Annotated in this window: 24 protein-coding genes; 11 read left to right on the forward strand and 13 right to left on the reverse strand. The window is 64.4% G+C overall.

Going from position 1 to position 22,338, the window contains the following annotated elements:
* Nucleotides 1–63: 63 nt before the first annotated feature.
* From APZ15_RS15640 to APZ15_RS15655, 4 genes are all read right to left on the reverse strand, one after another.
* Complete coding sequence (locus APZ15_RS15640) at nucleotides 64–2,571, reverse strand: VapE domain-containing protein (RefSeq protein ID WP_027787002.1); 2,508 nt, start codon at nucleotides 2,569–2,571, stop codon at nucleotides 64–66.
* Between the two features lie 49 nt (nucleotides 2,572–2,620).
* On the reverse strand, nucleotides 2,621–3,106 hold the full coding sequence (locus tag APZ15_RS15645) for a hypothetical protein (RefSeq protein WP_099318678.1): 486 nt from the start codon (nucleotides 3,104–3,106) through the stop codon (nucleotides 2,621–2,623).
* Nucleotides 3,107–3,383: 277 nt separating this feature from the next.
* Nucleotides 3,384–3,767 (reverse strand): hypothetical protein, encoded by a 384-nt coding sequence (locus APZ15_RS15650; RefSeq protein WP_027787000.1) that lies wholly within the window; start codon nucleotides 3,765–3,767, stop codon nucleotides 3,384–3,386.
* Nucleotide 3,768: 1 nt separating this feature from the next.
* On the reverse strand, nucleotides 3,769–4,296 hold the full coding sequence (locus tag APZ15_RS15655) for a phage regulatory CII family protein (RefSeq protein ID WP_027786999.1): 528 nt from the start codon (nucleotides 4,294–4,296) through the stop codon (nucleotides 3,769–3,771).
* A 389-nt stretch (nucleotides 4,297–4,685) separates the two neighbouring features.
* Between APZ15_RS15655 and APZ15_RS39320 the strand changes: the two genes are divergently transcribed.
* From APZ15_RS39320 to APZ15_RS39325, 6 genes are all read left to right on the forward strand, one after another.
* Nucleotides 4,686–5,114 (forward strand): transcriptional regulator, encoded by a 429-nt coding sequence (locus APZ15_RS39320; RefSeq protein ID WP_080982019.1) that lies wholly within the window; start codon nucleotides 4,686–4,688, stop codon nucleotides 5,112–5,114.
* 457 nt (nucleotides 5,115–5,571) lie between these two features.
* Nucleotides 5,572–5,790 (forward strand): hypothetical protein, encoded by a 219-nt coding sequence (locus APZ15_RS15665; RefSeq protein ID WP_027786997.1) that lies wholly within the window; start codon nucleotides 5,572–5,574, stop codon nucleotides 5,788–5,790.
* Between the two features lie 50 nt (nucleotides 5,791–5,840).
* Entirely contained in the window at nucleotides 5,841–6,203 is a 363-nt protein-coding gene (locus APZ15_RS15670; RefSeq protein WP_027786996.1) for a hypothetical protein, read from the forward strand.
* Nucleotides 6,203–7,687 (forward strand): ParB/RepB/Spo0J family partition protein, encoded by a 1,485-nt coding sequence (locus APZ15_RS15675; protein ID WP_027786995.1) that lies wholly within the window; start codon nucleotides 6,203–6,205, stop codon nucleotides 7,685–7,687. The genes APZ15_RS15670 and APZ15_RS15675 overlap by 1 nt, the downstream gene beginning before the upstream one ends.
* Nucleotides 7,684–8,151: a hypothetical protein gene (locus APZ15_RS15680; RefSeq protein ID WP_027786994.1), complete on the forward strand. Its 468-nt coding sequence runs from the start codon at nucleotides 7,684–7,686 to the stop codon at nucleotides 8,149–8,151. Before APZ15_RS15675 ends, APZ15_RS15680 begins: the two co-directional genes overlap by 4 nt.
* Nucleotides 8,148–8,402, forward strand: a complete 255-nt coding sequence (locus APZ15_RS39325; RefSeq protein ID WP_226153363.1) for a helix-turn-helix transcriptional regulator — start codon at nucleotides 8,148–8,150, stop codon at nucleotides 8,400–8,402. Before APZ15_RS15680 ends, APZ15_RS39325 begins: the two co-directional genes overlap by 4 nt.
* Here APZ15_RS39325 and APZ15_RS15685 read toward each other — a convergent pair.
* Nucleotides 8,380–9,654 carry a tyrosine-type recombinase/integrase gene (locus tag APZ15_RS15685; RefSeq protein ID WP_027786993.1) on the reverse strand — a complete coding sequence of 425 codons (1,275 nt, stop codon included), beginning with the start codon at nucleotides 9,652–9,654 and terminating at the stop codon, nucleotides 8,380–8,382. The two genes, APZ15_RS39325 and APZ15_RS15685, sit on opposite strands and share 23 nt — an antisense overlap.
* Before the next feature lie 159 nt (nucleotides 9,655–9,813).
* On the opposite strand from APZ15_RS15685, the gene mutS reads away from it, so the two are divergent.
* Complete coding sequence (gene mutS, locus APZ15_RS15690; RefSeq protein ID WP_049098137.1) at nucleotides 9,814–12,504, forward strand: DNA mismatch repair protein MutS; 2,691 nt, start codon at nucleotides 9,814–9,816, stop codon at nucleotides 12,502–12,504.
* On the forward strand, nucleotides 12,485–13,756 hold the full coding sequence (locus tag APZ15_RS15695) for a membrane protein (protein WP_034195751.1): 1,272 nt from the start codon (nucleotides 12,485–12,487) through the stop codon (nucleotides 13,754–13,756). The genes mutS and APZ15_RS15695 overlap by 20 nt, the downstream gene beginning before the upstream one ends.
* Here APZ15_RS15695 and APZ15_RS15700 read toward each other — a convergent pair.
* The gene (locus tag APZ15_RS15700) at nucleotides 13,736–14,278 is read right to left on the reverse strand and encodes an FKBP-type peptidyl-prolyl cis-trans isomerase (RefSeq protein ID WP_027786990.1); all 543 of its coding nucleotides are present in this window, start codon (nucleotides 14,276–14,278) and stop codon (nucleotides 13,736–13,738) included. The two genes, APZ15_RS15695 and APZ15_RS15700, sit on opposite strands and share 21 nt — an antisense overlap.
* Before the next feature lie 32 nt (nucleotides 14,279–14,310).
* Here APZ15_RS15700 and APZ15_RS15705 point away from each other — a divergent pair, with 32 nt between their 5' ends.
* From APZ15_RS15705 to APZ15_RS40945, 3 genes are read left to right on the forward strand one after another with little or no spacing between them, the layout of a single operon-like run.
* Entirely contained in the window at nucleotides 14,311–15,531 is a 1,221-nt protein-coding gene (locus APZ15_RS15705) for a cupin domain-containing protein (RefSeq protein ID WP_027786989.1), read from the forward strand.
* A 56-nt stretch (nucleotides 15,532–15,587) separates the two neighbouring features.
* Nucleotides 15,588–15,833 (forward strand): hypothetical protein, encoded by a 246-nt coding sequence (locus APZ15_RS42605; RefSeq protein ID WP_075122947.1) that lies wholly within the window; start codon nucleotides 15,588–15,590, stop codon nucleotides 15,831–15,833.
* Entirely contained in the window at nucleotides 15,763–16,026 is a 264-nt protein-coding gene (locus APZ15_RS40945; protein WP_034195863.1) for a hypothetical protein, read from the forward strand. The genes APZ15_RS42605 and APZ15_RS40945 overlap by 71 nt, the downstream gene beginning before the upstream one ends.
* Nucleotides 16,027–16,139: 113 nt before the next feature.
* Here APZ15_RS40945 and APZ15_RS15710 read toward each other — a convergent pair whose 3' ends face one another.
* The 7 genes from APZ15_RS15710 to APZ15_RS15740 all read right to left on the reverse strand — a co-directional run bounded on the left by APZ15_RS15710 (nucleotide 16,140) and on the right by APZ15_RS15740 (nucleotide 22,298).
* Nucleotides 16,140–16,916: an MBL fold metallo-hydrolase gene (locus tag APZ15_RS15710; RefSeq protein ID WP_027786988.1), complete on the reverse strand. Its 777-nt coding sequence runs from the start codon at nucleotides 16,914–16,916 to the stop codon at nucleotides 16,140–16,142.
* Between the two features lie 4 nt (nucleotides 16,917–16,920).
* On the reverse strand, nucleotides 16,921–18,066 hold the full coding sequence (gene bamC, locus APZ15_RS15715; protein WP_027786987.1) for an outer membrane protein assembly factor BamC: 1,146 nt from the start codon (nucleotides 18,064–18,066) through the stop codon (nucleotides 16,921–16,923).
* Nucleotides 18,067–18,177: 111 nt separating this feature from the next.
* A complete protein-coding gene (dapA, locus tag APZ15_RS15720; RefSeq protein WP_027786986.1) occupies nucleotides 18,178–19,083 on the reverse strand; it encodes a 4-hydroxy-tetrahydrodipicolinate synthase in 906 nt (301 codons plus the stop codon).
* A 48-nt stretch (nucleotides 19,084–19,131) separates the two neighbouring features.
* A complete protein-coding gene (locus APZ15_RS15725) occupies nucleotides 19,132–19,734 on the reverse strand; it encodes a class I SAM-dependent methyltransferase (RefSeq protein WP_027786985.1) in 603 nt (200 codons plus the stop codon).
* Between the two features lie 8 nt (nucleotides 19,735–19,742).
* Nucleotides 19,743–20,945, reverse strand: coding sequence for a tryptophan--tRNA ligase (locus tag APZ15_RS15730; protein ID WP_011352534.1), 1,203 nt, complete (start codon nucleotides 20,943–20,945; stop codon nucleotides 19,743–19,745).
* An 8-nt stretch (nucleotides 20,946–20,953) separates the two neighbouring features.
* A complete protein-coding gene (locus APZ15_RS15735) occupies nucleotides 20,954–21,616 on the reverse strand; it encodes a site-2 protease family protein (protein ID WP_027786984.1) in 663 nt (220 codons plus the stop codon).
* A gap of 49 nt (nucleotides 21,617–21,665) precedes the next feature.
* Nucleotides 21,666–22,298: an L-threonylcarbamoyladenylate synthase gene (locus tag APZ15_RS15740; protein ID WP_057056464.1), complete on the reverse strand. Its 633-nt coding sequence runs from the start codon at nucleotides 22,296–22,298 to the stop codon at nucleotides 21,666–21,668.
* Between the last annotated feature and the right edge of the window lie 40 nt (nucleotides 22,299–22,338).

Here is a 22,338-nt window from a genome sequence, read left to right on the forward strand (position 1 = left end):
GTCACGGCCGGCCATGACGAACCCAATGGCCGGCCGTGACTGATCCCATGGCGCGCCACACGATCACAGCGGACTGTCGTCATCACCCGCTGCGACCAGTTCGCGCTCCGCTTCCGGCTGCTGCTCTTCCTTCACGTAGTACCAACCCCGCGATCCGGTCGACTCGCGCTTGCGTACCCACCCGAGCGACTTCAACGCCTTGCCGATACGGCGCTGCTCTGCCAGCGTCCACTTCGACGTGTCGAGCTTCAGAATGTCCGCAAGGATCTCTTCCATCGTCGTGCTCGACACGAATTCCAGGGCCTTGGCGATCTTGTCTTCGTACACGTCGCCTTCGTAGCGCTCCGCCTGCTCGATCTCGAACAGCGGGCGCTCATGCTCTTCCACGTGCCACACGACGCCCGAGCGATACAGGTGCACGGCTTCCGCCCAGAGCTGTTCACGAACGGCCACAATGCCGTCGATGTCGACGAGACCGCCGACACGCAGCGGCCAGTAACGTCGGTTGCCCGATTCGTCCTTCAGGTACGTGTCGAAGTTGACCGAGCCGGCGAACACGCACTGACGCGGGACGTCGGTCGCACGCTTGCCGTAGAAGTTGCGGAACCGGTCGACGGCGGTCGCGAAGAAGCTCTTCACCGCCGACGAGTCGGCCTTGTTCAACGAGTCCAGCTCGGCCAGCTCGATCACCCACTTCCCGGCCAGCACCGCGTACGTGTCTTTGTTGCCGATCTGGATCGGCGTATCGGTGAACCACGGTGCACCGGCCAGCACCTTCAGCGCCGTCGATTTGCGATGCCCCTGCTTGCCTTCGAGGATCAGGACGTTGTCGACCTTGCAGCCCGGCTCCATCACGCGCGCGACGGCGGCGATCATCCATTTCATGAACGCGAGCTGCACATATTCGCTGTCGGCCACGCGCAGGTATGTCGACGGCATCGATCGCACACGCGACACGCCGTCCCATTTCAGCCCTTCGAGGTACTCGCGCACGTCATGGAAGTGGGTCGCGTCCGCCACCAACAGAACCGCGTTCATCACGATATCGGTGCGCACCGAGAGGCCGTATCGCTGTGACAACCAAAGCGCGCAGCGCTGATCGTCCATGTCGGTCCACTCGCCCTTCACACCCTGCGGAAACGGCGGCGCTTTGCGCTTCATCACGCGGCCACCGAAGTCGTCCTGCTCGATGACGCCCTGCCACGCTTTGTGGTTCGACAAGATCATGTGCACGTTGCCGAGCGTCGGCAGCAGCGTGCCCTTGTCCGACCGCGCCAGATCCTGCTCCCACGTGTGCGCACCGTTCTCTGCCTCACGGCCATCCCATTCAGGCTGTTTCGCGGCAGCGGACGTCGCAGCGGTTTTCGTCGGCATGACGTCCGCGGTCGACACGTCGACCGTCGCCGGTCGGATCTCTTCGTTGGCTGGCGCGATGACGCGCAAGATTGCCGCCTGCACCTGCGCCTCGACAGCTTCGATGCACTCTTCGACGTGCAGGTCGTTGAAATCGGTCAGCTTGCGCTCGCCGCGATTGGCGAAGACCGGAAAGACGACGCTGACGTCGTCGACCGTCGCTGCCGCCTCGTACGCACGCTTCAGGCCTGTGTTCTCGAAGCGCTTACGGCGCTGCGGCATCACATCGTTACCGTAGCTCACCTCGACGTACGGCACGCCGTTGTCGTCACGACGGCGCGACACGGCAACCATGTACCACGTGTTCTTCGCCTCGATCCGCACCGGGTCAGCACCAAACACCAGCTCACCACGGAAAGCAAACTCGTCGGCGAGCCAGTCGCGCATGCGCTGCTTGATCTTCCAGTCGTCGTCGGCGCAGACCAGCACATGCACATCCGGATACGTCGCACGCAGGTAGCGCACGGCCGGGAGGATGCCGCCCGCGTCGAAGCAGATATTGACAGCGAACGCGTCGTCGATTGCCATGCGGATCGAGCGCGCGGTCGCGTAGCCTTCTGCGACCAGCACGATCTGGTCGTCAGCACCCAACTCGCCGAGCAGATACGATGCGCCCTTCTTCTCCATGCCCTTATTGAAGCGTTTCGCGCCGTCCGGCGTGATCTTCTGCAGGCCGACGAGGCGCGCTTCGTCGCCGTACTGATACATTGGTACGAAGATCGTGCCGTCCGCGTCGAAGCGCACACCTTCTGCCGTGATGTGCTTGCGATCCAGGTATGCGGACTCGCCATGCTCTGCTGCACGGCTCCACTGATCGTGCGCGCGGTTCGCGGCGAGCTTTGCCTGCCGAGCCTCGCGCTCGGCCTGCTCGCGGTCGGCCACCTCCTGCCGACGACGGGTTTCGGCGAGTGTTTCCTCGCTCAACGGTGCGCCGCTCCATTCGAAGCGTTCGGTGCCCGGATCGTCGCCCGAGAAGTGTCCGAAGGTGCCGCCGTAGCCGATCACGACACCCTTGCTAACCACCTCGCGCAACTGATACCAGTATTTCTTGCGCGGTCCGTACCGATGATGTTTGCCGTCCGCAACCGGATGGCCAGCGGGCAGGTCAGGATGTCCCGCCGCACGCAATTGCTGAATAATCTGGTCAAGTGTCGCCATACAAAATCCTCCTCGATCAAAGTCACTTTGGCCGCATGTCGCGGCCCGATCACAATTCCTTGAGCAGCGCCTGCAACTGGCGCAGCTTTCCGACTTCGCGTTCGCGGTTCTCTCGCTGCTCGTCGATCCTGAGCGCCGCCGTTTCCAGATCCGACGCGATTGCATGAATGTCGGCGGCGACGCGCGACAGACGCCCCGAAATGCCGGACAACACGTCGATCGGCTCAGATACGGCAACGGGTTCCACAACGGGTGTTGCGGGTTGACCGGCGTCGGCGACCGGTTGCGGGCGCGACACCGACACCTTTGAGCGTTGGAAATGTCCGCGCGAGGTCTCTTTGACAATGCCGGCGTCGACCAGACTGGCGAGGCAACCAGCGACCGCGCGCAGTTCCATCCTCGACTTCGTTGTGTCGTACATGCACCCCATGATTTGTTGCGGAGTCCACGCCGCTGCACCAGGCACGAACTCAAATACCTTGCGTGCCTGCGTCGACAGATCGCGCACAATCGCTTCACGTTGTGCGGGCGTCATGCATCCTCCCAATACGTCAAGACCGTCGAAATATCCGTTTGCATCAATCCTCCTCGGTGTCGATATTGATCACGCCCACGGCGATCCACTGTTAGCGAACCAGCCGATCGTTCAGCAACTCGAGCAGCCGACGATCGCGCTCAGCCCGGTGGGAAAAGTTGCGCCACAGACCACGCCCGGCCGCATAGCTCAGGGGGCCGCTCGGTCTGCGGCGAATGTGTGACGTGCCGCGTCTCAGGCCGCTACTCGTTGCACTTACCTTCAATTCGGTCTCCGGTTATTTGCCGCGCAGCCGACGCCACTCAGCGGTCATCTGATCGTCGAACGCGGCCAGATCGCCAGCAGAGAGGTGGCCGGTGATCTGATCGCGAAATGCATGCCGTTCGGTCTTGTTCGGCAGCGCCGCACATATGCGCGAGGCACGCTCGATGAACTGACGCACCATCCCGGCACCCTCGGCCACGGCAAGAATCGCGGCGAGAGAGTCCGGGAAGGTGGAAATGAGATCGGACAGCAGGCCACCGGCGCGTTCGGGCGCTTGCTCGAAGCACCATGCCAACCGCCCCGTCCCGCACGAGAGTTGTTGCTCGCGCGAACATGCAAGGCCGACCGATACCCGGCCGGCCTTGCAACATGTCATACCGATCGTGAACCGCTCCATATCAGCGACGGCGGCGTTTAGCGAGGTTGCGGGCTGCGTGGATCAGCTTCTGAAACAAGCGCTGCCCCTTGCGCCCCGTCGCGATGATCTCCTCGGCCTTGCGGTCGTCGATCCGCTGATCTTCGAGCGCACGTGTCACGTCGTCAGCAACTCGACCGACGTGCGCCTGCAGGTGCAGCGTGGTCGAAACGAGATGCATCGTTCCCGGCTCAAGCGCTTCGTCGACCCCGTGATCGTCGACATGCTCGGCGACCAGTCCGAATCGGGCGTTCAGGGCGTGCAACGCATCCAGTGCGTGCGCACTTGCCTCGGTCTTTTCCTGCATCCACTCGATCAGCAGCTCGAACATCTCCATCGACAAGCGACTGTCGCCAACACCACGCAAGCGCAGGCGAAGCGATTCCGGCGTGATGTTCTTACCGCGCCGGATCGTGAGATGGTTCGCCGCGTCGGCGACACCGCCCGGCGTGTTTCGAACGGACGTATAGAGCACGTCCAGCCATTCGGTACTGTCGTATCGGCAGGTCATAGTGGGAGATTGGTAGACGGTGGCTTTCATCCTGTCGCGCGCTCGGGGCCGCAACTAAGATTCGGCTCATGAGGTGCGTGTCGGATGCGGTCACACAACAGCGAGCGCTTCACAACGACTCGTCGTGTGAATCCAGAGAGGCAAACAGGTCAGGACGCGCGAGCTTCAAGAACAACAGACGCGCTCGCGGAATGCCGTTTCGACGCCATTCCGATACGGAAGGCATCCGGACTTCGCAGAGTTGTGCGGTTGCAGCCGTACCGCCAAATGCATCGATCACGGCACACGCGTACGGGTCTCGATTCAGGAGCGTATTCATGCCGCAATGTTAGGCGCTCCTTATTCAAAAAGCAAGGCATTCCTAATGCCTATTCAGTTAGGCTTTCCTAATGACGACACTAGCCGAACGCCTGGAACAGGCAATGAAGTTGCCGCCCGAAAAAAAGGCTGCGGATCTGGCGCGAGCGTGCCGAGTGCGAGCGCCCTCGGTCAGCGACTGGTTAAGCGGGAAGACAAAAAAGATGGAAGGGGCGAATTTGCTGCTCGCGGCCGAATTCCTGAACGTCGATCCTTGGTGGCTTGCCACCGGTGAAGGGCAGATGCGACGCCGCGCCAATGCGCCCGCGCCGCAAAGACAGGAGACGCTAGGCGCGCATGCTCAAGCGCTGGTTGACGCGCTTGCCAAAGCAGACAAGGTCGGGTTGCCATCTACAGCGTTTGTCGCGCTGCTTGAAACCCTCAGGGTGTTTGAAGACCTGCGCGGACAGCAGTCTGGTGATCTTCTCGATCTGAATGCCCCCGACCCACAAGAGGGGTAAGGTTCCAGTCGAATACTGCGGCTCTGCGGTGCGTCCCGACCTGCCCGGAACGTATTCCACGCCCCCTGATTGGCCCTCCAAGAAGCTCCACATCCCAATCGAACTCTTCACCGCTGTGCGGGCCGATAACCTGCACCAGCACACCGATACGCGACCGGTTCCGGCATCGACTGACGATCGCCACATCGCCCGGTTTGCAGCGCAATTCCCCTGTTGACATAGCCCCGCAACAACCTCCCCTCGGCAATATTTTCGCTTAATCACTGTATAAACATACAGTATTAGGTCAGAAGAATACAACACCTTTCAACAAGATTCATCGCGTCCTCCCCGCGCTCGATTCAACGACGAACCTCGATGCTAGCGAAAAGAGTTAGGAATTCCTATTGCAATATGACAAAGGAATGCCTAACATTCGACTCCATTACTGCCGCTCGCGCAGTCATCGGAGAAGCCCATGAAAATGTTCGACCATCAGTCCGCCGATCGCCACGATTGGCTTCGTGACGAACACACGCCCCGCGTCACGCCGTCCGAGCCTGCCCGCCAAAGCAACTTTGAGAAGTCGAAGGTCTTCCGCTGGACGGTCGTCGCCGCATTGTTGTTTGTCGTCGTAAACGTGTTCCAGGACGACCCTGTCGTCGCACCGACGACCGCCTATCACGTCACCGTCTAAACCGCCCCGATCCTGCCGGGGCGAACGCCCCCGGCGTCATGGAGACCACCATGCCGCGAATCAAAGGCCAAACCCTTCCCCTCGTCGACGTCGAGCGTCGCGACACCCTCTCACTTCGCACCATCACGCGATACGACCGGAACGCACGCCGTCCGTCGACACCGATCCTGATCGGCAAGTACGTGGTCGGACGCCGCCCGCTGGCGGACAGCGTGCATACGGAGTATTTGATCCTCGACGGCACTGAGATCGCCGGCAAGCAGATCTCGATCCCGAGCGAAGGTGACTGCGCCGATGCAATCAAGCGCCTGCGAGACGCAAAGCGTGCGGCGGGCGTGGCGGCATCGAACGCGATCGAAAAATCGAAGAACGCCGGCAAGCCGCGTGCCACCGCAGCACCGGAGGTTGCGTAATGGACGATCGCACCCAACAGCTCGACCTGACCGCGCCGATCCCGACCGGGAACATCAAGGCAGCAGCCGCAGCCGCCGGCGCAACGAAGGCAGACCTGTGGATGGTCCCCTACGATCAGTTGCGCTACGACCCGGCCGACAACATCCGAGCGGTTGATACCGAATGGGTGGCACACCTCGCCGCGCTTATGCGGGAGAACGGATACGACAAGGGTTCCCCCCTCCATTGCTACGCCCGGAAGGTTGACGGCAAGGATCTGCTCTACGTTTACAAGGGGCAGCACCGCTATCTCGCAGCGGGACACGTGATCGCCACCGGGAAAGATCTGGGCAAGATCCCGGTTGTCGTCCGCGACGCGAAGAACGTCAACCGCGCCGAAATGGTGATCGACGGCTATCTCAGCAACAACGGCAAACTGTCGTCGCCGCTTGATCTGGCCGCTGCCGTCGCAGAGCTGCGCGACATTCACGGCATGGCGCTTGCGGCCATCTGCAAGCGCCTGAATGTCACCGACCAAACGATCCGCGACGTTGGCCTGCTCGAACGGGCACCGGCCGAACTGCACCAGCTCATACGGAACGGCCAATGTACCGGCACACTGGCCATCGAGCAGATCCGCCAGCACGGCGGCGACAAAGCGCTCGAACGCATCGTCGCAGGGATCTCCAAAGCCGCTGAAGCCGGCAAGATGAAGGTCACGAAGAAGTACCTCGAAGCAGCGCCCGTGCTCGATACGCATCCGGCCCCGGAACCTTCGCTCGAGCGCGCAGGCCCCGCAGCCGCAGCCGCCGACAGCGACAACTACAACGACAGCAACACCGACGCTGACGCCGCACCACTCGTCACGTCGACGGCCGCGGATGTCACGATCGAGAAGCAGGCACCGATGCAGGCAGCGTCGCGCCAAAGCGCCCCCGCCAAGATCAGCGAGAAACAGTCAAAGCAACTTTTGCAGGCTCTGCAATCGGTCCTGCACGACCCCGCCTTCGACCAACTCTCGCCGGGCACAATGCATGCCGTACACGCCGGCTTGAACGGCATAGCTCACCTATGCCTCGGCGGGGTTGGTCCGACACCGACTGATCATCCGATCCACGCACCGAACAAGCACGGCGTTTTCGACGCCTGCGAGACGATCAAGTCCCCTGCTAGCAAGCGCACTCGCAAATGCCCGGCTGCGATCCATCTCGCTCACATCGAACCTGGCGTGTGGATTCACTCGTTCACGCTGGAGGTCGGCTCCAGCGGTATGACTGGCCTGCCGTCACCGCGCAGTTACACGGAGACGTACCCGACACGCGGGCAAGCAATCCGGGGCGCGGTGTCAGACATGACGCGCGTCATGCAGTCGCCAAGCTACGCGAAATCGAAGGAAGCACCGATCGTCCATGCGTGGCTCGACAAGCTGTATGCAATGCCCGACCCCGACTGGACGCCAGAGCTGGCAGCCAAGCATGGGGCCGCACAGGAGGCAGCCAAATGACCCCGCGCCCGGCCCTTTCTACCCCACGTCCGCTGCCGCGAAAGCGGGAACACGCGGAGAAGCGCCCGGCTATCGCACTGGCGAGCGTCAACGGTACTTCAACGCAGTCGGACTGCAGCGGGCTGACGCCCGCAAAAGCGATCCAGAAGGACGAAGCGCCGCTCGCGCGGCGCAAACCTATCCAGGCCTTGGCGGAGACCCGCCAAGGCAGGCTCACGCGCCTCGACGCCCTTCGCAATGAGATCCGCGCGTTGATCACCGAGATCTCGCACGCGGCCGACGTCGAGCTGCTGGACCTGATGGCCGACGAGGTCGGATCGTTCGCTCGCCACAAGGCGGCGCAGGACGCACGCACCTGGGCAGCAACTGCCGACATCACGCTGGAAACCGGATTTATGCAACTGGCTCGCGCACTACCTGGCGCGGCCGACGAGGAAACGAAGAATCGAGGAGCGCTCGCATGACCGTTGCAATGAAACCGATCTACCTCGATATCGAATCTGTCTCGGCTGCAATCTCCCTGTCGCCGGCCGTTATCCACAAGCTCGTCCGGCAAGAAGAGTTTCCGAAGCCTCGCGCGCTGTCAGGTCGTCGCGTGGGGTGGCTCACGCGTGAGATCGAGGAATGGGCAGAGGCCCGCACGCCTTCCGAATTCTTGCCGCCACCGAATTGCGGGACTGGTCGACGGAAGGTTAACGTACATGCGCCTGACTGACCGCCTCCAACTTCGCGCTCAATTTCGACAACCACTGCCGGCGCTCGGCGTCATAGTCGTGACGATTGTAGACGCCGCCGACGCCCGGCAACATGTGCCCGATTATGGCCTCACCGATCTCGTACGGGCACCCAAGCGCAGCCAACATCGTGCGAGCTGTTCGACGGAGGTCGTGAGGCGCCCAGTGGGTCACTGCAAGACGAGGCCGGACCTGTTGTGGCTTCGTTTCGCTGTAGGGCATATGGAAGTGCACGGCCGTACCGAACACTTTCTGTTGCATGGGACCGCCTCTTTCAGCCGGGAATAACCACCCTTTCCCGTAACGCTCAAGCCGACGACGAACAATTGCTTCTGCCCGACCAACAAGTGGAACCCGCAAGTCCGTAGCGTTCTCGTGGCGAGCGTTTTTCGTCTTGATCTTCGGTATCGTCCACCAAAGCCCGTCCGACTCTTCGGCGATCTCCCGCCCCTCCATCGCGCCAATCTCTGCACCACGGGTTGCTGTCCAGAGATATAGCGTCAGCGCATCCTCGACGTTGCGACTGAAGTTTGGCAACCAGTTGATCACCGCCCCCGCCTCCGCGTCGCTCAGAAACCGCTTCACGGTTCCGGTAGGCTGCCCCTGAATGCGCTTGCCGTTGCTACGCAAACGGCCGCGCATGATCTGACGCCACCAGTTCGGCGAGGATTCGGGAAGTTTGCCGGCGTCGAGCGCATAGTCCCACGCAGCGCCCAGCTCAAGCCGAAGCTTCGACGCCTGGACGGGGATGTGGCGAAATGAATCAATCTTGGTAAAGGCCCGCTCGCGGGTCAGCTGGACAGCCGGTGTCTCCGCAAGATCGCCCATCATCGTCCGGAACATCCGAGCAACTTCGGCCGCCCCCTTCGGTTTTCGGTTGTGCTCGACGTGGCCTTTCAGGTATGCAGCACACACGTCGCCCACTGTCAGTGAATCCCCTTGCTGTACCATTACGGCGACAGTGCCGAGTGCTTGTCGCTTAGTCAGTGCGGGGTCGTTGCCTGCGTTGCGCTGGTCCCTCAAGCGCTCCCATTCAACGGCCGCAGCTGCGATTGACAGCGCAGGCCATTCGCCGATTTTGATTTGTCGCATGCGCCCGTCGACGGGCGATTTGTACCGGTAAGTCCAACTACGACGCGAGGCTGTTGCCTCAAGCCTGAGACCGGGACAACCGTCGATATTCAAATGTGCACCGGGCAAAAGTTGCTTTGCAGTGCGTGCGTCAAACCGCATTCAATCCTCGGCGTAGGTTTCCGCCAAACACAGGACAGCACCGGCGTAGGCGTAGATTTCGTGAAGGACGAAAAGCTACGCTGACCAAGAGAATTTAGCAAGATGTCGCGACACGGGGAAATTCGATACCGAAGCCCCAAGAACTGATGGAAAGCCTTGATGGATAAGGACGTGCGGGAAATTACAGATACAAAACAGCAGCTTACAGAAGCCGCTTTCAGCAACCACACTCCAATGATGCAGCAGTACCTGCGCATCAAGGCCGACCATCCCGACACGCTTGTCTTCTACCGGATGGGCGACTTCTACGAGCTGTTCTTCGAAGACGCGGAAAAGGCCGCACGCCTGCTCGACCTGACCCTCACGCAACGCGGCGCATCCGCCGGCACGCCGATCAAGATGGCGGGCGTTCCGCACCACGCGGTCGAACAGTATCTCGCCAAGCTAGTGAAGATGGGCGAATCGGTCGCGATCTGCGAACAGATCGGCGATCCCGCCACGTCGAAGGGCCCCGTCGAGCGCAAGGTCGTGCGCGTCGTCACGCCCGGCACGCTGACCGATGCAGCACTGCTGTCCGACAAGAACGATGTTTACCTGCTCGCGATGTGCACGGGCCACAACAAGCGTGGCGTCGCGGTCAATGTCGGCCTCGCGTGGCTGAACCTCGCAAGCGGCGCGCTGCGGCTCGCAGAAATCGAACCCGAGCAGCTCGCTGCCGCGCTCGAGCGCATCCGGCCGGCCGAGATCCTGACGCCGGACGGCGCAACCGACGCCGTGCCGGCAGGCGCAGGCGCAAGCAAGCGCGTGCCGGCGTGGCACTTCGACATCGCATCGGGCACGCAGCGCCTGTGCGACCAGCTCGATGTCGCGAGCCTCGACGGCTTCGGCGCACATTCGCTGACGAGCGCGTGCGGCGCGGCCGGCGCGCTGCTGCTCTACGCAGCGGCCACGCAAGGCCAGCAGTTGCGGCACGTGCGCAGCCTGAAGGTCGAAAACGAAACCGAGTACATCGGGCTCGATCCGGCCACGCGCCGCAACCTCGAACTGACCGAGACGCTGCGCGGCACCGAGTCGCCGACCCTGTATTCGCTGCTCGACACCTGCTGCACGACGATGGGCAGCCGCCTGCTGCGTCACTGGCTGCATCACCCGCCGCGCGCGTCGGTCGCCGCACAGTCGCGCCAGCAGGCGATCGGCGCGCTGCTCGATGCACCGGCAAACGCGAGCCTCGATGCGCTGCGCAGCGCGCTGCGCCAGATCGCCGACGTCGAACGGATCACCGGGCGCCTCGCACTGCTGTCCGCGCGCCCGCGTGACTTGTCGAGCCTGCGCGACACATTCGCCGCCCTCCCCGCGCTGCGTGAGCGCATCAGCGCGATCGTCCCGAACGCGGACGCCCTCACCCGCGTCGACGCGGCACTCGCACCGCCCGCCGAATGCCTCGACCTGCTGACGAGCGCGATCGCGCCCGAACCGGCCGCGATGGTGCGAGACGGCGGCGTGATCGCGCGCGGCTACGACGCGGAGCTCGACGAGCTGCGCGACATCTCGGAGAACTGCGGACAGTTCCTGATCGATCTCGAAGCGCGCGAGCGCACGCGCACCGGCATTGCGAACCTGCGCGTCGAATACAACAAGGTGCACGGCTTCTACATCGAGGTCACGCGCGGCCAGACCGACAAGGTGCCCGACGACTATCGCCGGCGCCAGACGTTGAAGAATGCCGAGCGCTACATCACGCCCGAACTGAAGACTTTCGAGGACAAGGCGCTGTCCGCGCAGGAACGCGCCCTGGCGCGCGAACGCGCGCTGTACGACGCAGTGCTGCAGGCACTGCTGCCGTTCATCCCCGAGTGCCAGCGCGTCGCATCGGCGCTCGCCGAACTCGACCTGCTCGCCGCATTCGCCGAACGCGCCCGCGCGCTCGACTGGGTCGCGCCGACCTTCACCGACGAGATCGGCATCGAAATCGAACAGGGCCGCCACCCGGTCGTCGAGGCGCAGGTCGAACAGTTCATCGCGAACGACTGCCGGTTCGGCACCGAGCGCAAGCTGCTGCTGATCACCGGCCCGAACATGGGCGGTAAGTCGACGTTCATGCGGCAGACCGCGTTGATCGCACTGATGGCTTACGTCGGCAGCTACGTGCCGGCCAGGTCGGCATGCTTCGGCCCGATCGACCGGATCTTCACGCGCATCGGCGCGGCGGACGATCTCGCGGGCGGCCGCTCGACGTTCATGGTCGAGATGACCGAAGCCGCGGCGATCCTCAACGACGCGACACCGCAAAGCCTCGTGCTGATGGACGAGATCGGCCGCGGCACGTCGACGTTCGACGGCCTCGCGCTCGCGTGGGCCATCGCGCGCCACCTGCTGGCACACAACGCGTGCTACACGCTGTTCGCGACGCACTACTTCGAGCTGACGCAACTGCCGGCGGAATTTCCGCAAGCGGCCAACGTCCACCTGTCGGCCGTCGAGCACGGCCACGGCATCGTGTTCCTGCACGCGGTCAACGAAGGCCCGGCCAACCAGAGCTACGGCCTGCAGGTCGCACAGCTCGCAGGCGTTCCGGCGCCCGTGATCCGTGCCGCGCGCAAGCACCTCGCGTACCTCGAACAGCAGTCGGCGTCGCAGCACACGCCGCAGCTCGACCTGTTCAGCGCGCCGCCGGTGGCCGACGACGATCTCGAATGCGCGGACTCACCGGCGCTGCCCGACACACCGCATCCGGCGCTCGAAAAACTGCGCGACATCGATCCCGACGATCTCAAGCCGCGCGAGGCGCTCGACCTGCTGTACGAACTGCGCACGCTGGTCCGGTCGCACGATGCCGACGGGCACGCGTAAGCGCATTCCGCGCGGCCTGCCGGCACGCGCCGCCGCCGCGCTCGTCGCGGCGGTGCTCGCGCTCGCGCAGGCCGCCGCGCTGGCTGCGCCGCCGAAGCGCAGCACCGCGCCCTACTCGTTCGCGGTCGTGTCGGGCGTGATCAACACCCCTGCGGACGAACCGGCCGCCCAGCGGCTGCTCGATGCGATCGCGCGCGAGCGCAATCTCGCGTTCGTGGTCTACGCGGGCGATCTCAAGGGTTCGAAGGAAGCGTGCCGCGATGCACTGTACTCGCAGCGCGGCGCGATCCTGGATGCGGCACGCGTGCCGCTCGTATTCATTCCCGGTCACGACGACTGGGCAACGTGCAACACCGTGGCCGGAGGTAGCTACGATCCGGTCGAGCGGCTCGACTTCCTGCGGCAGACGCTGCTCGCCGATTCGGCACTGCCCGACCCCGGCGCGCTGCCGATCACGCGGGAAAGCGAAGTCGCACGGTTCCGGCCGTATCGGGAGAATGCACGCTGGATGCGCGACGACATCGTCTACGTCGCACTCAACGCGCCGGCGCCGAACAACCATTACCTGACGGCCGGCGGCCGCAACGGCGAATTCGAGGACCGCATCATCGCGAACGGTTTCTGGATCGACCACGCGGCCGAATACGCGAAGCGGCGCGAGGCGCGTGCGATGGTGGTGATATTCGAAGGCGATCCGCAGTTCGAGCGCTATGAACGCGCGGAACGCTTCGCATGGCTGCGTTTCAACCGGCCGCGCGTGCGGGACGGCTTCCGCGAGTTGAAACGAACGCTGGTGAAGGCGGCGGCGACGTTCCGCGGCCCGATACTCGTGATGCACGCGAGCAGCGAAGCGCTGGCGAACGGCTTTCTGATCGACCGCCCGCTGCGTGCGGACGACGGTGAACTGGTCGGTAACGTGACGCGCGTCGCGATCGGACCGCGTCATCCGGCGAATCAGTGGGTCAAGGTGAGCGTGTCGCCGGCACGGCAGACGATCTTCAACGTGAGCCTGCAGGAAGTACCGAAGAACCTGCCGGTGCCGCCCGCGCTGCCGCTCGTACCCCGTGACGACGTCCCGCTGCCGCAGATGCCGGAAATCCCTGCATTGCCGGCGCTACCTGACTCATCGTCGGTCGCGCCGCCGCTGCAGGGCGACGGCACCGCCCCGGGCGGCGCGTCGTGGCCTGTGCCAACCCCAGCGTCGGGGCCGGCGCCCGGCCTGCCTGCAAGCTCAGTGCAGGGTGCGCCCTGACGGCGCTTCGCCGTCTTCGTCTTCGTCCTCGTCAACGATCTCGAGCCCTTCCGCGCCATGTGCGTGCTCATGCTCGATTTCGTCTTCGGTGGCTTCGCGAACGTCCTTCACGGTCAGCGCGAAACGCAGCGCCATGCCTGCCAGCGGGTGGTTGCCGTCGAGCACGACCTTGTCTTCGGCGATGTCGGTGACCGTATAGATCAGCGAATCGACTTCCTCGTCGCCGTCTTCCGGCGTGCCTTCGAACTGCATGCCCACTTCGAGCGGCTCGGGAAAACGATCGCGCGGCTCGATCTTCACGAGTTCGGGATCGTAGTCGCCGAACGCGTCCTGCGGCTCGAGCTGGACCTGTGCCTCGTAGCCCGGCTCGTGGCCGTCGAGCTGTTCCTCGATCTTGGGGAACGTGCCATCATAGCCGCCGTGCAGATAAACCATCGGCTCGTCGCTTTCCTCGATCAGATTGCCCTGTGCATCCGACAGCTTGTAAGTGACCGACACGACGGTGTTTTTTGCGATTTTCATCCAATTCTCCCAAATACAAGTCTCATTATACGATGCGCAACCGGTCTCAAGCCGAACCGCGGGATGCCGCTGCCGCCCCGCTCGGCGCGCCGCCCTCCGATCTTCCCACACCGCTGCTCGGCGGTCTTACGCCGACGCAATTCATGCGCGGCTACTGGCAGAAGAAGCCGCTCCTGATCCGCCAGGCGATCCCCGGCGTCGCGTCGCCGGTCTCGCGCGACGCGCTGTTCGAGCTCGCCACGGACTATGACGCGGAATCGCGACTGATCACCCATTTTCGTAACAAGTGGCAACTGGCTCACGGCCCGTTCGAACCGGGCTCGCTGCCGGCCGTCACGCGCAAGGCCTGGACCCTGCTCGTACAAGGGCTCGACCTGCACGTCGACGCGGCGCGCGCGCTGCTCGACCGCTTCCGCTTCATCCCCGACGCGCGGCTGGACGACCTGATGATCTCGTACGCGACGGATGGCGGCGGCGTCGGCCCGCATTTCGATTCATACGACGTCTTCCTGCTGCAGGTCGAGGGCCGGCGCCGCTGGCGCGTCGGCGCGCAGAAGGACCTGTCGCTGCAGCCGGACGTGCCGCTGAAGATCCTCGAAAACTTCGAACCGAGCGACGAATGGGTGCTGGAACCCGGCGACATGCTGTACCTGCCGCCGCACATCGCGCACGACGGCGTGGCCGAAGGCGAATGCATGACCTGTTCGATCGGCTTCCGGGCGCCGTCCGCAGGCGAACTGGGCGCCCAGTTCCTGTACTATCTCGCGGAGCGTGGCGGCCTGCGGGACGGGTGCGGCGACGACCTCTACCGCGACCCGAAGCAGCCGGCCGTCGACACGCCCGCGCAACTGCCTCCGGCGATGGTCGAGCGCGTTGCCGAGATCGTCGACGCGATTCGCTGGCGCAAGCGCGACGTCGCAGAGTTTCTCGGCTGCTACCTGAGCGAGCCCAAACCGAACGTCGTTTTCGACCCGCCCGCGCGGCCGCTGTCCGAAGCCGCGTTCGTCACGCAAGCGTCACGTCGTGGCGTGTGTCTCGACAGAAGGGCCGCATTGATGTATAACGCGCGCTCGTACTTCATTAATGGCGAGGAAGGACCGCTCGAGCAAGCCAGCGAATGGCTGCCCGAACTGGCCAATCAACGCCAGATGGAGGCGAAACGGTTTGTAACACTATCCCGGGCTCCCTCAATGACAGCTTTATTGCACGAGTGGTATCGTGCGGGCTGGATACGGGTCGGAAACCGGAATTAGTGTGAGTCGCCCCGTATGCCCGTACAGATCAAATTCTGTATGGGAAAGACAACGTATTGACCCCGCATTTGTCGACGGTCGATAGGAAAGTGCATATAATTTCCGCCCAAGCCGTAGGGAAGATTCACGCTCTAGAAGTGCATCTCCACCAGCGGCCCAGGTCGGTGTTGGAGCACATTACCGGTATTGTTTCGCGCTGTTGCTTACCTTTAACCATAAAAGGACGTGATCATGAAGAAATCCCTCCTCGTAGCTTCCCTGTTGGCTGCTGTTGCACTGGCTGCTTGCAACAAGAGCGCTGATCAAGCTGCTTCGTCGGCTGCAAGCGACGCGGCTGCTGCTGCTTCGACGGCTGCTTCGGCAGTTGCTGGTGCAGCGAGCGACGCTGCTGCCGCTGCTTCGTCGGCAACGGCTGCTGCGAGCGACGCTGCTGCTGCAGTGGCGTCGGCTGCTTCGGCAGCGACGGCTGCTCCGGCTTCGGGCGCAAGCCAGTAAGCCTCAGCGTCAGCTGAAAAAAAACCGGCCCGAGGGCCGGTTTTTTTACGTCTGCCGTTTTCGCGTCTGTCGCCCGGCAGTCGTACCAGGCCGCCGCAGCGGCCCTGCCCCGCTCATCCGAGCGCCAGCCAGTCGAAGCCCGCGTCCTGCGTGGCTACGATCACGTCCTCCCCGTTCGTCCCCAGTACGCCGCCAAACGCCTGGCGGACCAGTTCCGGCAGGTTGTTCTGCTGGCTCAGGTGCGCCCCGACCAGGTGCCGAAGGCGGCTGCGCTCAAGCGATGCGAGGATGGCCGCCGCCGCGTCGTTGCTCAGGTGGCCGTGGTTGCCGCCGATGCGCGCCTTCAGCGACTGCGGATAGCGGCTCGCGGCCAGCATTGCGGTGTCGTGGTTGGATTCGAGCACCAGCGCGTCACAACCGCTCAGTACCGTCGTGATGTGCGGCGTGGCCATGCCGACGTCCGTCAGCACGCCGAGCCGGCTGCAGCCGTCCATAAAGACGAACTGGAGCGGCTCGCGCGCGTCGTGAGGGACCGTATAGGGCATCACGGCCAGATCGCGAATCGCGGCCGTCTCGTCGCCCCACAGCACGTGGAGGTCGACATCGGCCTCGTCCGCGCCGACCGCGCGCGCGGTGCCCCAGCTCATGTAGAGCGGCAGCGACGCCCGGCGGGCGAGCGTCAGCGCACTGCCGACGTGGTCGCTGTGTTCGTGGGTAATCAGGATCGCATCGAGATCGCCGATGCAGAGATTCAGACGGCCGAGCCGACGCTCGACCTCCTTGGCGGAAAAGCCGCAGTCGAGCAGCACGCGGGTGGTCGTCGTGCCGCTCGAGGCCTCGACGACCAGCGCGTTGCCTTCGCTGCCGCTTCCGAGGCTGGCGAATCGCACGCGCTCAGTTCAGCTGCGCGTGGAGCAGCGAAATGATCCGCTGCGCGTCCGACGAGTTGTCGACCTGGCCGTTTGCGCCGATCACCGCGACCTGCGTGCCGCCGTTGCCTTGCGCACGCACGTTGACCAGGAATTCCTTGCCCGGCTTCGCGGCCGCCGGGCCGCCGTAGAACAGCTTGCCGAACAGGCCGTCACGCTTCAGCTCTTCCATCGAATTCGCATAGCGCACGGTGTACACGCCCTTCTCGCGGTCGCGATTGTCGACCGTGAAGTTGGTCCGGTCGAGCGCCAGGCCCACTCGCAGCCACGCACGGTCGAACGACTCGGCCAGCTGCAGCGTTGCCGCGCCGTTGCTCGCGTCGCTGACCTGCGCCGGCGCCGTCGCGGGGCGTGCATCGGTCAGCAGCTGCTTCGCCTGCGCATCGGTCAGGCCGAACTTCTGCATCAACTTCGACAGGAACACGGCTTCCAGCACCGGGTTGCGCGGACGCTCCTCCCAGCGCGACGACGTGCCGCCCTGCGGGCCGACCATCATTTCTTCCATCGCGCTGTGCGTGATCGAGATGTCGGTGTTGCCGTCCGACGTGCGGTTCACGAGCGTACGGAAGCGGTCGCGCGTACCGGACGAGTATGCGAAATCGATGACCTTGCCGATCGTGCGACGGAACCAGTCGTCGGGAATGTTCGCGCGGTTTTCGGCCCAGTCGGTGGCCATGATGCCCGTCGACGGCGCGTCGGTCTTCAGCGAGAAGCCGTTCTCCTGCCAGAACTCCTTCAGGATCGGCCACAGCTGCTCGGGCGTCCGGCCATCGACGACGAGCCAGCGGCGATCGCCGTCGCGCTCGATATGCATGCCGAACGGATCCTGCGCGCTCGGAATGCCGTCGGTCGCGTTGCCGGCCTGGGTCGTGGCCCGCGGCGGCAGCGTGCCGAGGCCGGCGTTGCTCGGCGGCGCGACGAACTGCTGCGTCGTCGGCACCGGCTTCAGGTCGCTCGGCACCGCGAGCGGCGGCGCCGAACCGGTGTTCTTGTAGTTGACCCGGTCGGGGGCCAGATAGTCGTTCAGCGTATCGCAGCCGGCGAGCGCGCCCAGCGCCAGCGCCACCACCGACATCTGGATGGCGCGAGAGGAAAAGGCGAAACGTTTCATGAAATCCTTCGTCTTGCTAGAACGCTCGTCAGGAGCGGCGCCGGACGGAGCCGGCCGGTGCGGGTTGATCAGGGTACGAGCCGGCGGCCGCAGGACGCGGCCGCCTCGGCATCAGGCGAGGACGCCGGCCTCGACGAGGGCCGAACGCACGGCATCGTGGCAGCGCTCGTCGAGCACCGTGAGCGGCAGCCGGATGCCGCCCTGCATCTTGCCCATCGCCTGCAGCGCCCACTTCACCGGAATCGGGTTCGCCTCGATGAACAGGTTCTTGTGCAGCGACAGCAGCTTCATGTGCAGTTCGCGGGCCGTCTGGACGTCGCCGGCCAGCGCCGCGCGGCACAGCTCGCTCATCGCACGCGGTGCGACGTTCGCCGTGACCGAGATGTTGCCGTGGCCACCGAGCAGCATCAGCGCGATTGCCGTCGGATCGTCGCCGCTATAGATCGCGAAATGCTTCGGTGCAGCCTTGATCAGGTGCGCGGCGCGATCGATGTTGCCGGTCGCTTCCTTCACGCCGATGATGCCCGGGACTTCCGCGAGGCGCAGCATCGTCTCGTTCGCCATGTCCGCGACCGTGCGGCCCGGCACGTTGTACAGGATCACCGGCAGATCGACCGCTTCGGCGATCGTCTTGAAGTGACGGTACATGCCTTCCTGCGTCGGCTTGTTGTAGTACGGCACGACCTGCAGCGTCGCGTCCGCGCCGACGGCTTTCGCGTGCTTCGTCAGCTCGATCGCCTCGGCGGTCGAGTTGCCGCCCGCGCCCGCGATGATCGGGATGCGTTTCGCCGCATGCTCGACCGCCGTGCGGATCATCAGGATGTGCTCTTCGACGTTGAGCGTTGCCGACTCGCCGCTCGTACCGACCACGACGAGCGCATCGGTGCCTTCCGCGATATGCCAGTCGATCAGTTTGCGAAACGCCGGCAGGTCGAGACTGCCGTCTTCGAGCATCGGGGTGACGATCGCGGGGATGCTGCCGCGGATTTGAATGCCGTCTTGGGTGCCGTTAGCCATGAAACGCGATTGAGGTTATGTACCGGTAAACGTTGAGATTGTAGCGGATTAGCCGGGCAGTTCGTAACGTGGAATTCCCGCCCCCGCCTTCGGGGTCGCGCCCTCGCGCACTGCGCAGAGACGCTGGACGAACGCCTCGCGCGGCGCGGCAACGAACCCGTCCTCGTACGCCACCACCCGCAGGCGGCCGTGCACGGCATCCAGCAGCTCGCCCGGGGCGAGCAGGAACGCGGGGTTGGACGGTTTACCGACCGATTCGTTTCCTTGCGCGAAGGTTTCGTAGATGAGCACGCCGCCCGGCGCCACCGCATCGAGCAGATGGGGCCAGAGCGGACGATGCAGATAATGGGTGACGATCACCGCCGAAAACTGCTCGCCGGCCGGCAATGGCCACGGCGCGCCTTCGAGATCGGCGTCACGGGCGTCGACGCCCGGAATCGCACGCAACGCGGCCAGCGCGACCGAGTCGCGGTCGAGTGCGACGACCGGATGCCCGCGCGAAGCGAACCAGCGCGCGTGGCGCCCGCCGCCCGCGGCGACATCCAGCACCGCGCCGCCTGCCGGCACGAGCCGCGACCATTGCGCGACCCAGCGCGACGGCTCGGCCTGGACGACGTGGCCGCCCGCGGCGGCGATGACGGATGTGCTCATGCGGTCGATCAGTTGTACGACAGGCCCATCGCGTCGCGCACGTCGCGCATCGTTTCCGTCGCGTACTTGCGCGCCTTGTCGCAACCGTCCGCGACGATCGCGCGCAGCAGCGACGGATCGTCCATGTACTTCTGCGCACGCTCGAGCATCGGCTGCTGCTCGCGCAGGATGCCTTCGACGACCGGCTGCTTGCAATCGAGGCAGCCGATACCCGCCGAACGACAGCCCTTCTGCACCCAGTCGTGCGTCGCTTCGTCCGTATAGACCTGGTGCAGCTGCCACACCGGGCACTTGTCGGGATCGCCCGGATCGGTGCGGCGCACGCGCGCGGGATCGGTCGGCATCGTGCGGACCTTCTTCGTGATCGTCTCGGCGTCTTCACGCAGGCCGATCGTGTTGCCGTACGACTTGGACATCTTCTGCCCGTCGAGACCCGGCATCCGCGATGCTTCGGTGAGGAGCGCCTGCGGCTCGACGAGGATGATCTTGCGCGCGCCTTCGAGATAGCCGAACAGGCGCTCGCGGTCGCTCATCGACAGACTCTGCGATTCCTGCAGCATCGCGCGCGCCTGTTCGAGCGCCTCGTCGTCGCCCTCCTGCTGGTATGCATTGCGCAGCTCGTGATAGAGCTTCGCGCGCTTGCCGCCGAGTTTCTTCGCGGCATCGAGCGCCTTCTCCTCGAAGCCCGGCTCGCGGCCGTACAGGTAGTTGAAGCGGCGCGCGATCTCGCGCGTCATCTCGACGTGCGGCACCTGGTCTTCACCGACCGGCACGAGCGAGCCGCGATACAGCAGGATGTCGGCCGCCATCAGCACCGGGTAGCCGAGGAAGCCGTAGGTCGACAGATCCTTGTCCTTCAGCTTCTCCATCTGCTCCTTGTAGGTCGGCACGCGTTCGAGCCAGCCGAGCGGCGTGCTCATGCCGAGCAGCAGCGCGAGTTCGGCATGTTCGGGCACCTTGCTCTGGATGAACAGTGTCGCCTGGGCCGGATCGATGCCGGACGCAAGCCAGTCGATCAGCACGTCCCACACGTTCTTCTCGATGACCTCGGGAGTCTCGTAGTGCGTCGTCAGCGCATGCCAGTCGACGACGCAGAAGAAGCACGGGTACTCGGACTGCAGCTTCACCCAGTTTTTCAGCACGCCGTGGTAATGACCGAGGTGCAGCGACCCGGTGGGTCGCATGCCGGAGAAAATACGTTCAGGGAACATGATTGTCGTTAGAAAAGCGAGGCGAATGGGGACAGGATGGCGCTCAGGACGGCGTAGCCGACGTTGACGAGCGGGCGCAGCCAGAAATTCGTCAGCACGCCCGTCGCGACCAGCGCGAGGACGATGATGAAACCGTACGGCTCGATGCGCGACAGCGCGATCGATTGCTTCGTCGGCAGCAGCGCCGCCAGGATGCGGCCGCCGTCGAGCGGCGGCAGCGGAAACAGGTTCAGCACGCCCAGCACGAGGTTCGCGCTGACGCCGGCAAACGCCATCCGCGTGAAGAACGGCTCGTCGATACCGACGGCGGGCAGCACGAGCGTCAGCACGCCCCAGATCAGCGCCTGCACGAAGTTGCACGCCGGCCCCGCGAGCGATACCCACAGGCTGCCCCAGCGTGGATCGCGCAGGTTGCCGAACGACACCGGCACCGGCTTCGCATAGCCGAACAGGAACGCGCCGCCCGTCAGGAAATACATCGCGAGCGGAATCGCGATCGTGCCGAGCGGATCGATGTGGCGCATCGGGTTGAACGACACGCGCCCCATCATGTAGGCGGTGTTGTCGCCGAGCAGGCGGGCGGCGTAGCCGTGCGCGGCCTCGTGCAGCGTGATCGCGAAGATCACGGGCAGCGCGTAGACGGCGATGGTCTGTATCAGGGAAGCATCCATATCGCGTTATTGTAACAAGCGCACTCGCGCAAAAAATGGAACGGCGCGCTTACGGCGCCGAGAGGCCGAACGGCTCGAGCGCGCCGCGCCCCGCGCGCACGAGCTCAGGCTCGTCGCCGGTGAGGTCGATCACCGTCGACGGCTCGCGCGGGCACGCGCCACCGTCGATCACGAGATCGACCTGTTTCTCGAGCCGCGCGCGAATGTCTTCGGGATCGTTGAGCGGCTCGTCGTCCGGCGGCAGGATCAGCGTCGTGCCGAGCAGCGGCTGGCCGAGCGACTCCAGCAACGCGAGCGTGATCGCGTGATCGGGCACGCGCAACCCGATCGTCTTGCGCGACGGATGCGACAGCCGGCGCGGCACTTCCTTGGTCGCCTGCAGGATGAACACGTACGGGCCGGGCGTCACCGACTTGATCTGGCGGTACTGGCGGTTGTCGACCATCGCGAAGTTGGCGAGCTCCGACAGGTCGCGCACGAGCAGCGACAGGTGCTGCTTCTCGTCGAGGCCGCGAATCCGGCGCACTCGCTCGACCGCGTCCTTGTCGTCGATATGGCACGCGAGCGCATAGCTCGAATCGGTCGGCATCGCGATCACGCCGCCCTTGCTGACGATCTCCACGGCCTGCTTGATCAGGCGCGGTTGCGGATTATCCGGATGAATCCTGAAGAACTGGGACATGGGGGTACGTGGGGGTACGTAAAGGAAGAGAAGTCGGATG

The organism is Burkholderia cepacia ATCC 25416 (assembly GCF_001411495.1).
In the GTDB taxonomy this organism is placed as follows: Bacteria; Pseudomonadota; Gammaproteobacteria; order Burkholderiales; family Burkholderiaceae; genus Burkholderia; species Burkholderia cepacia.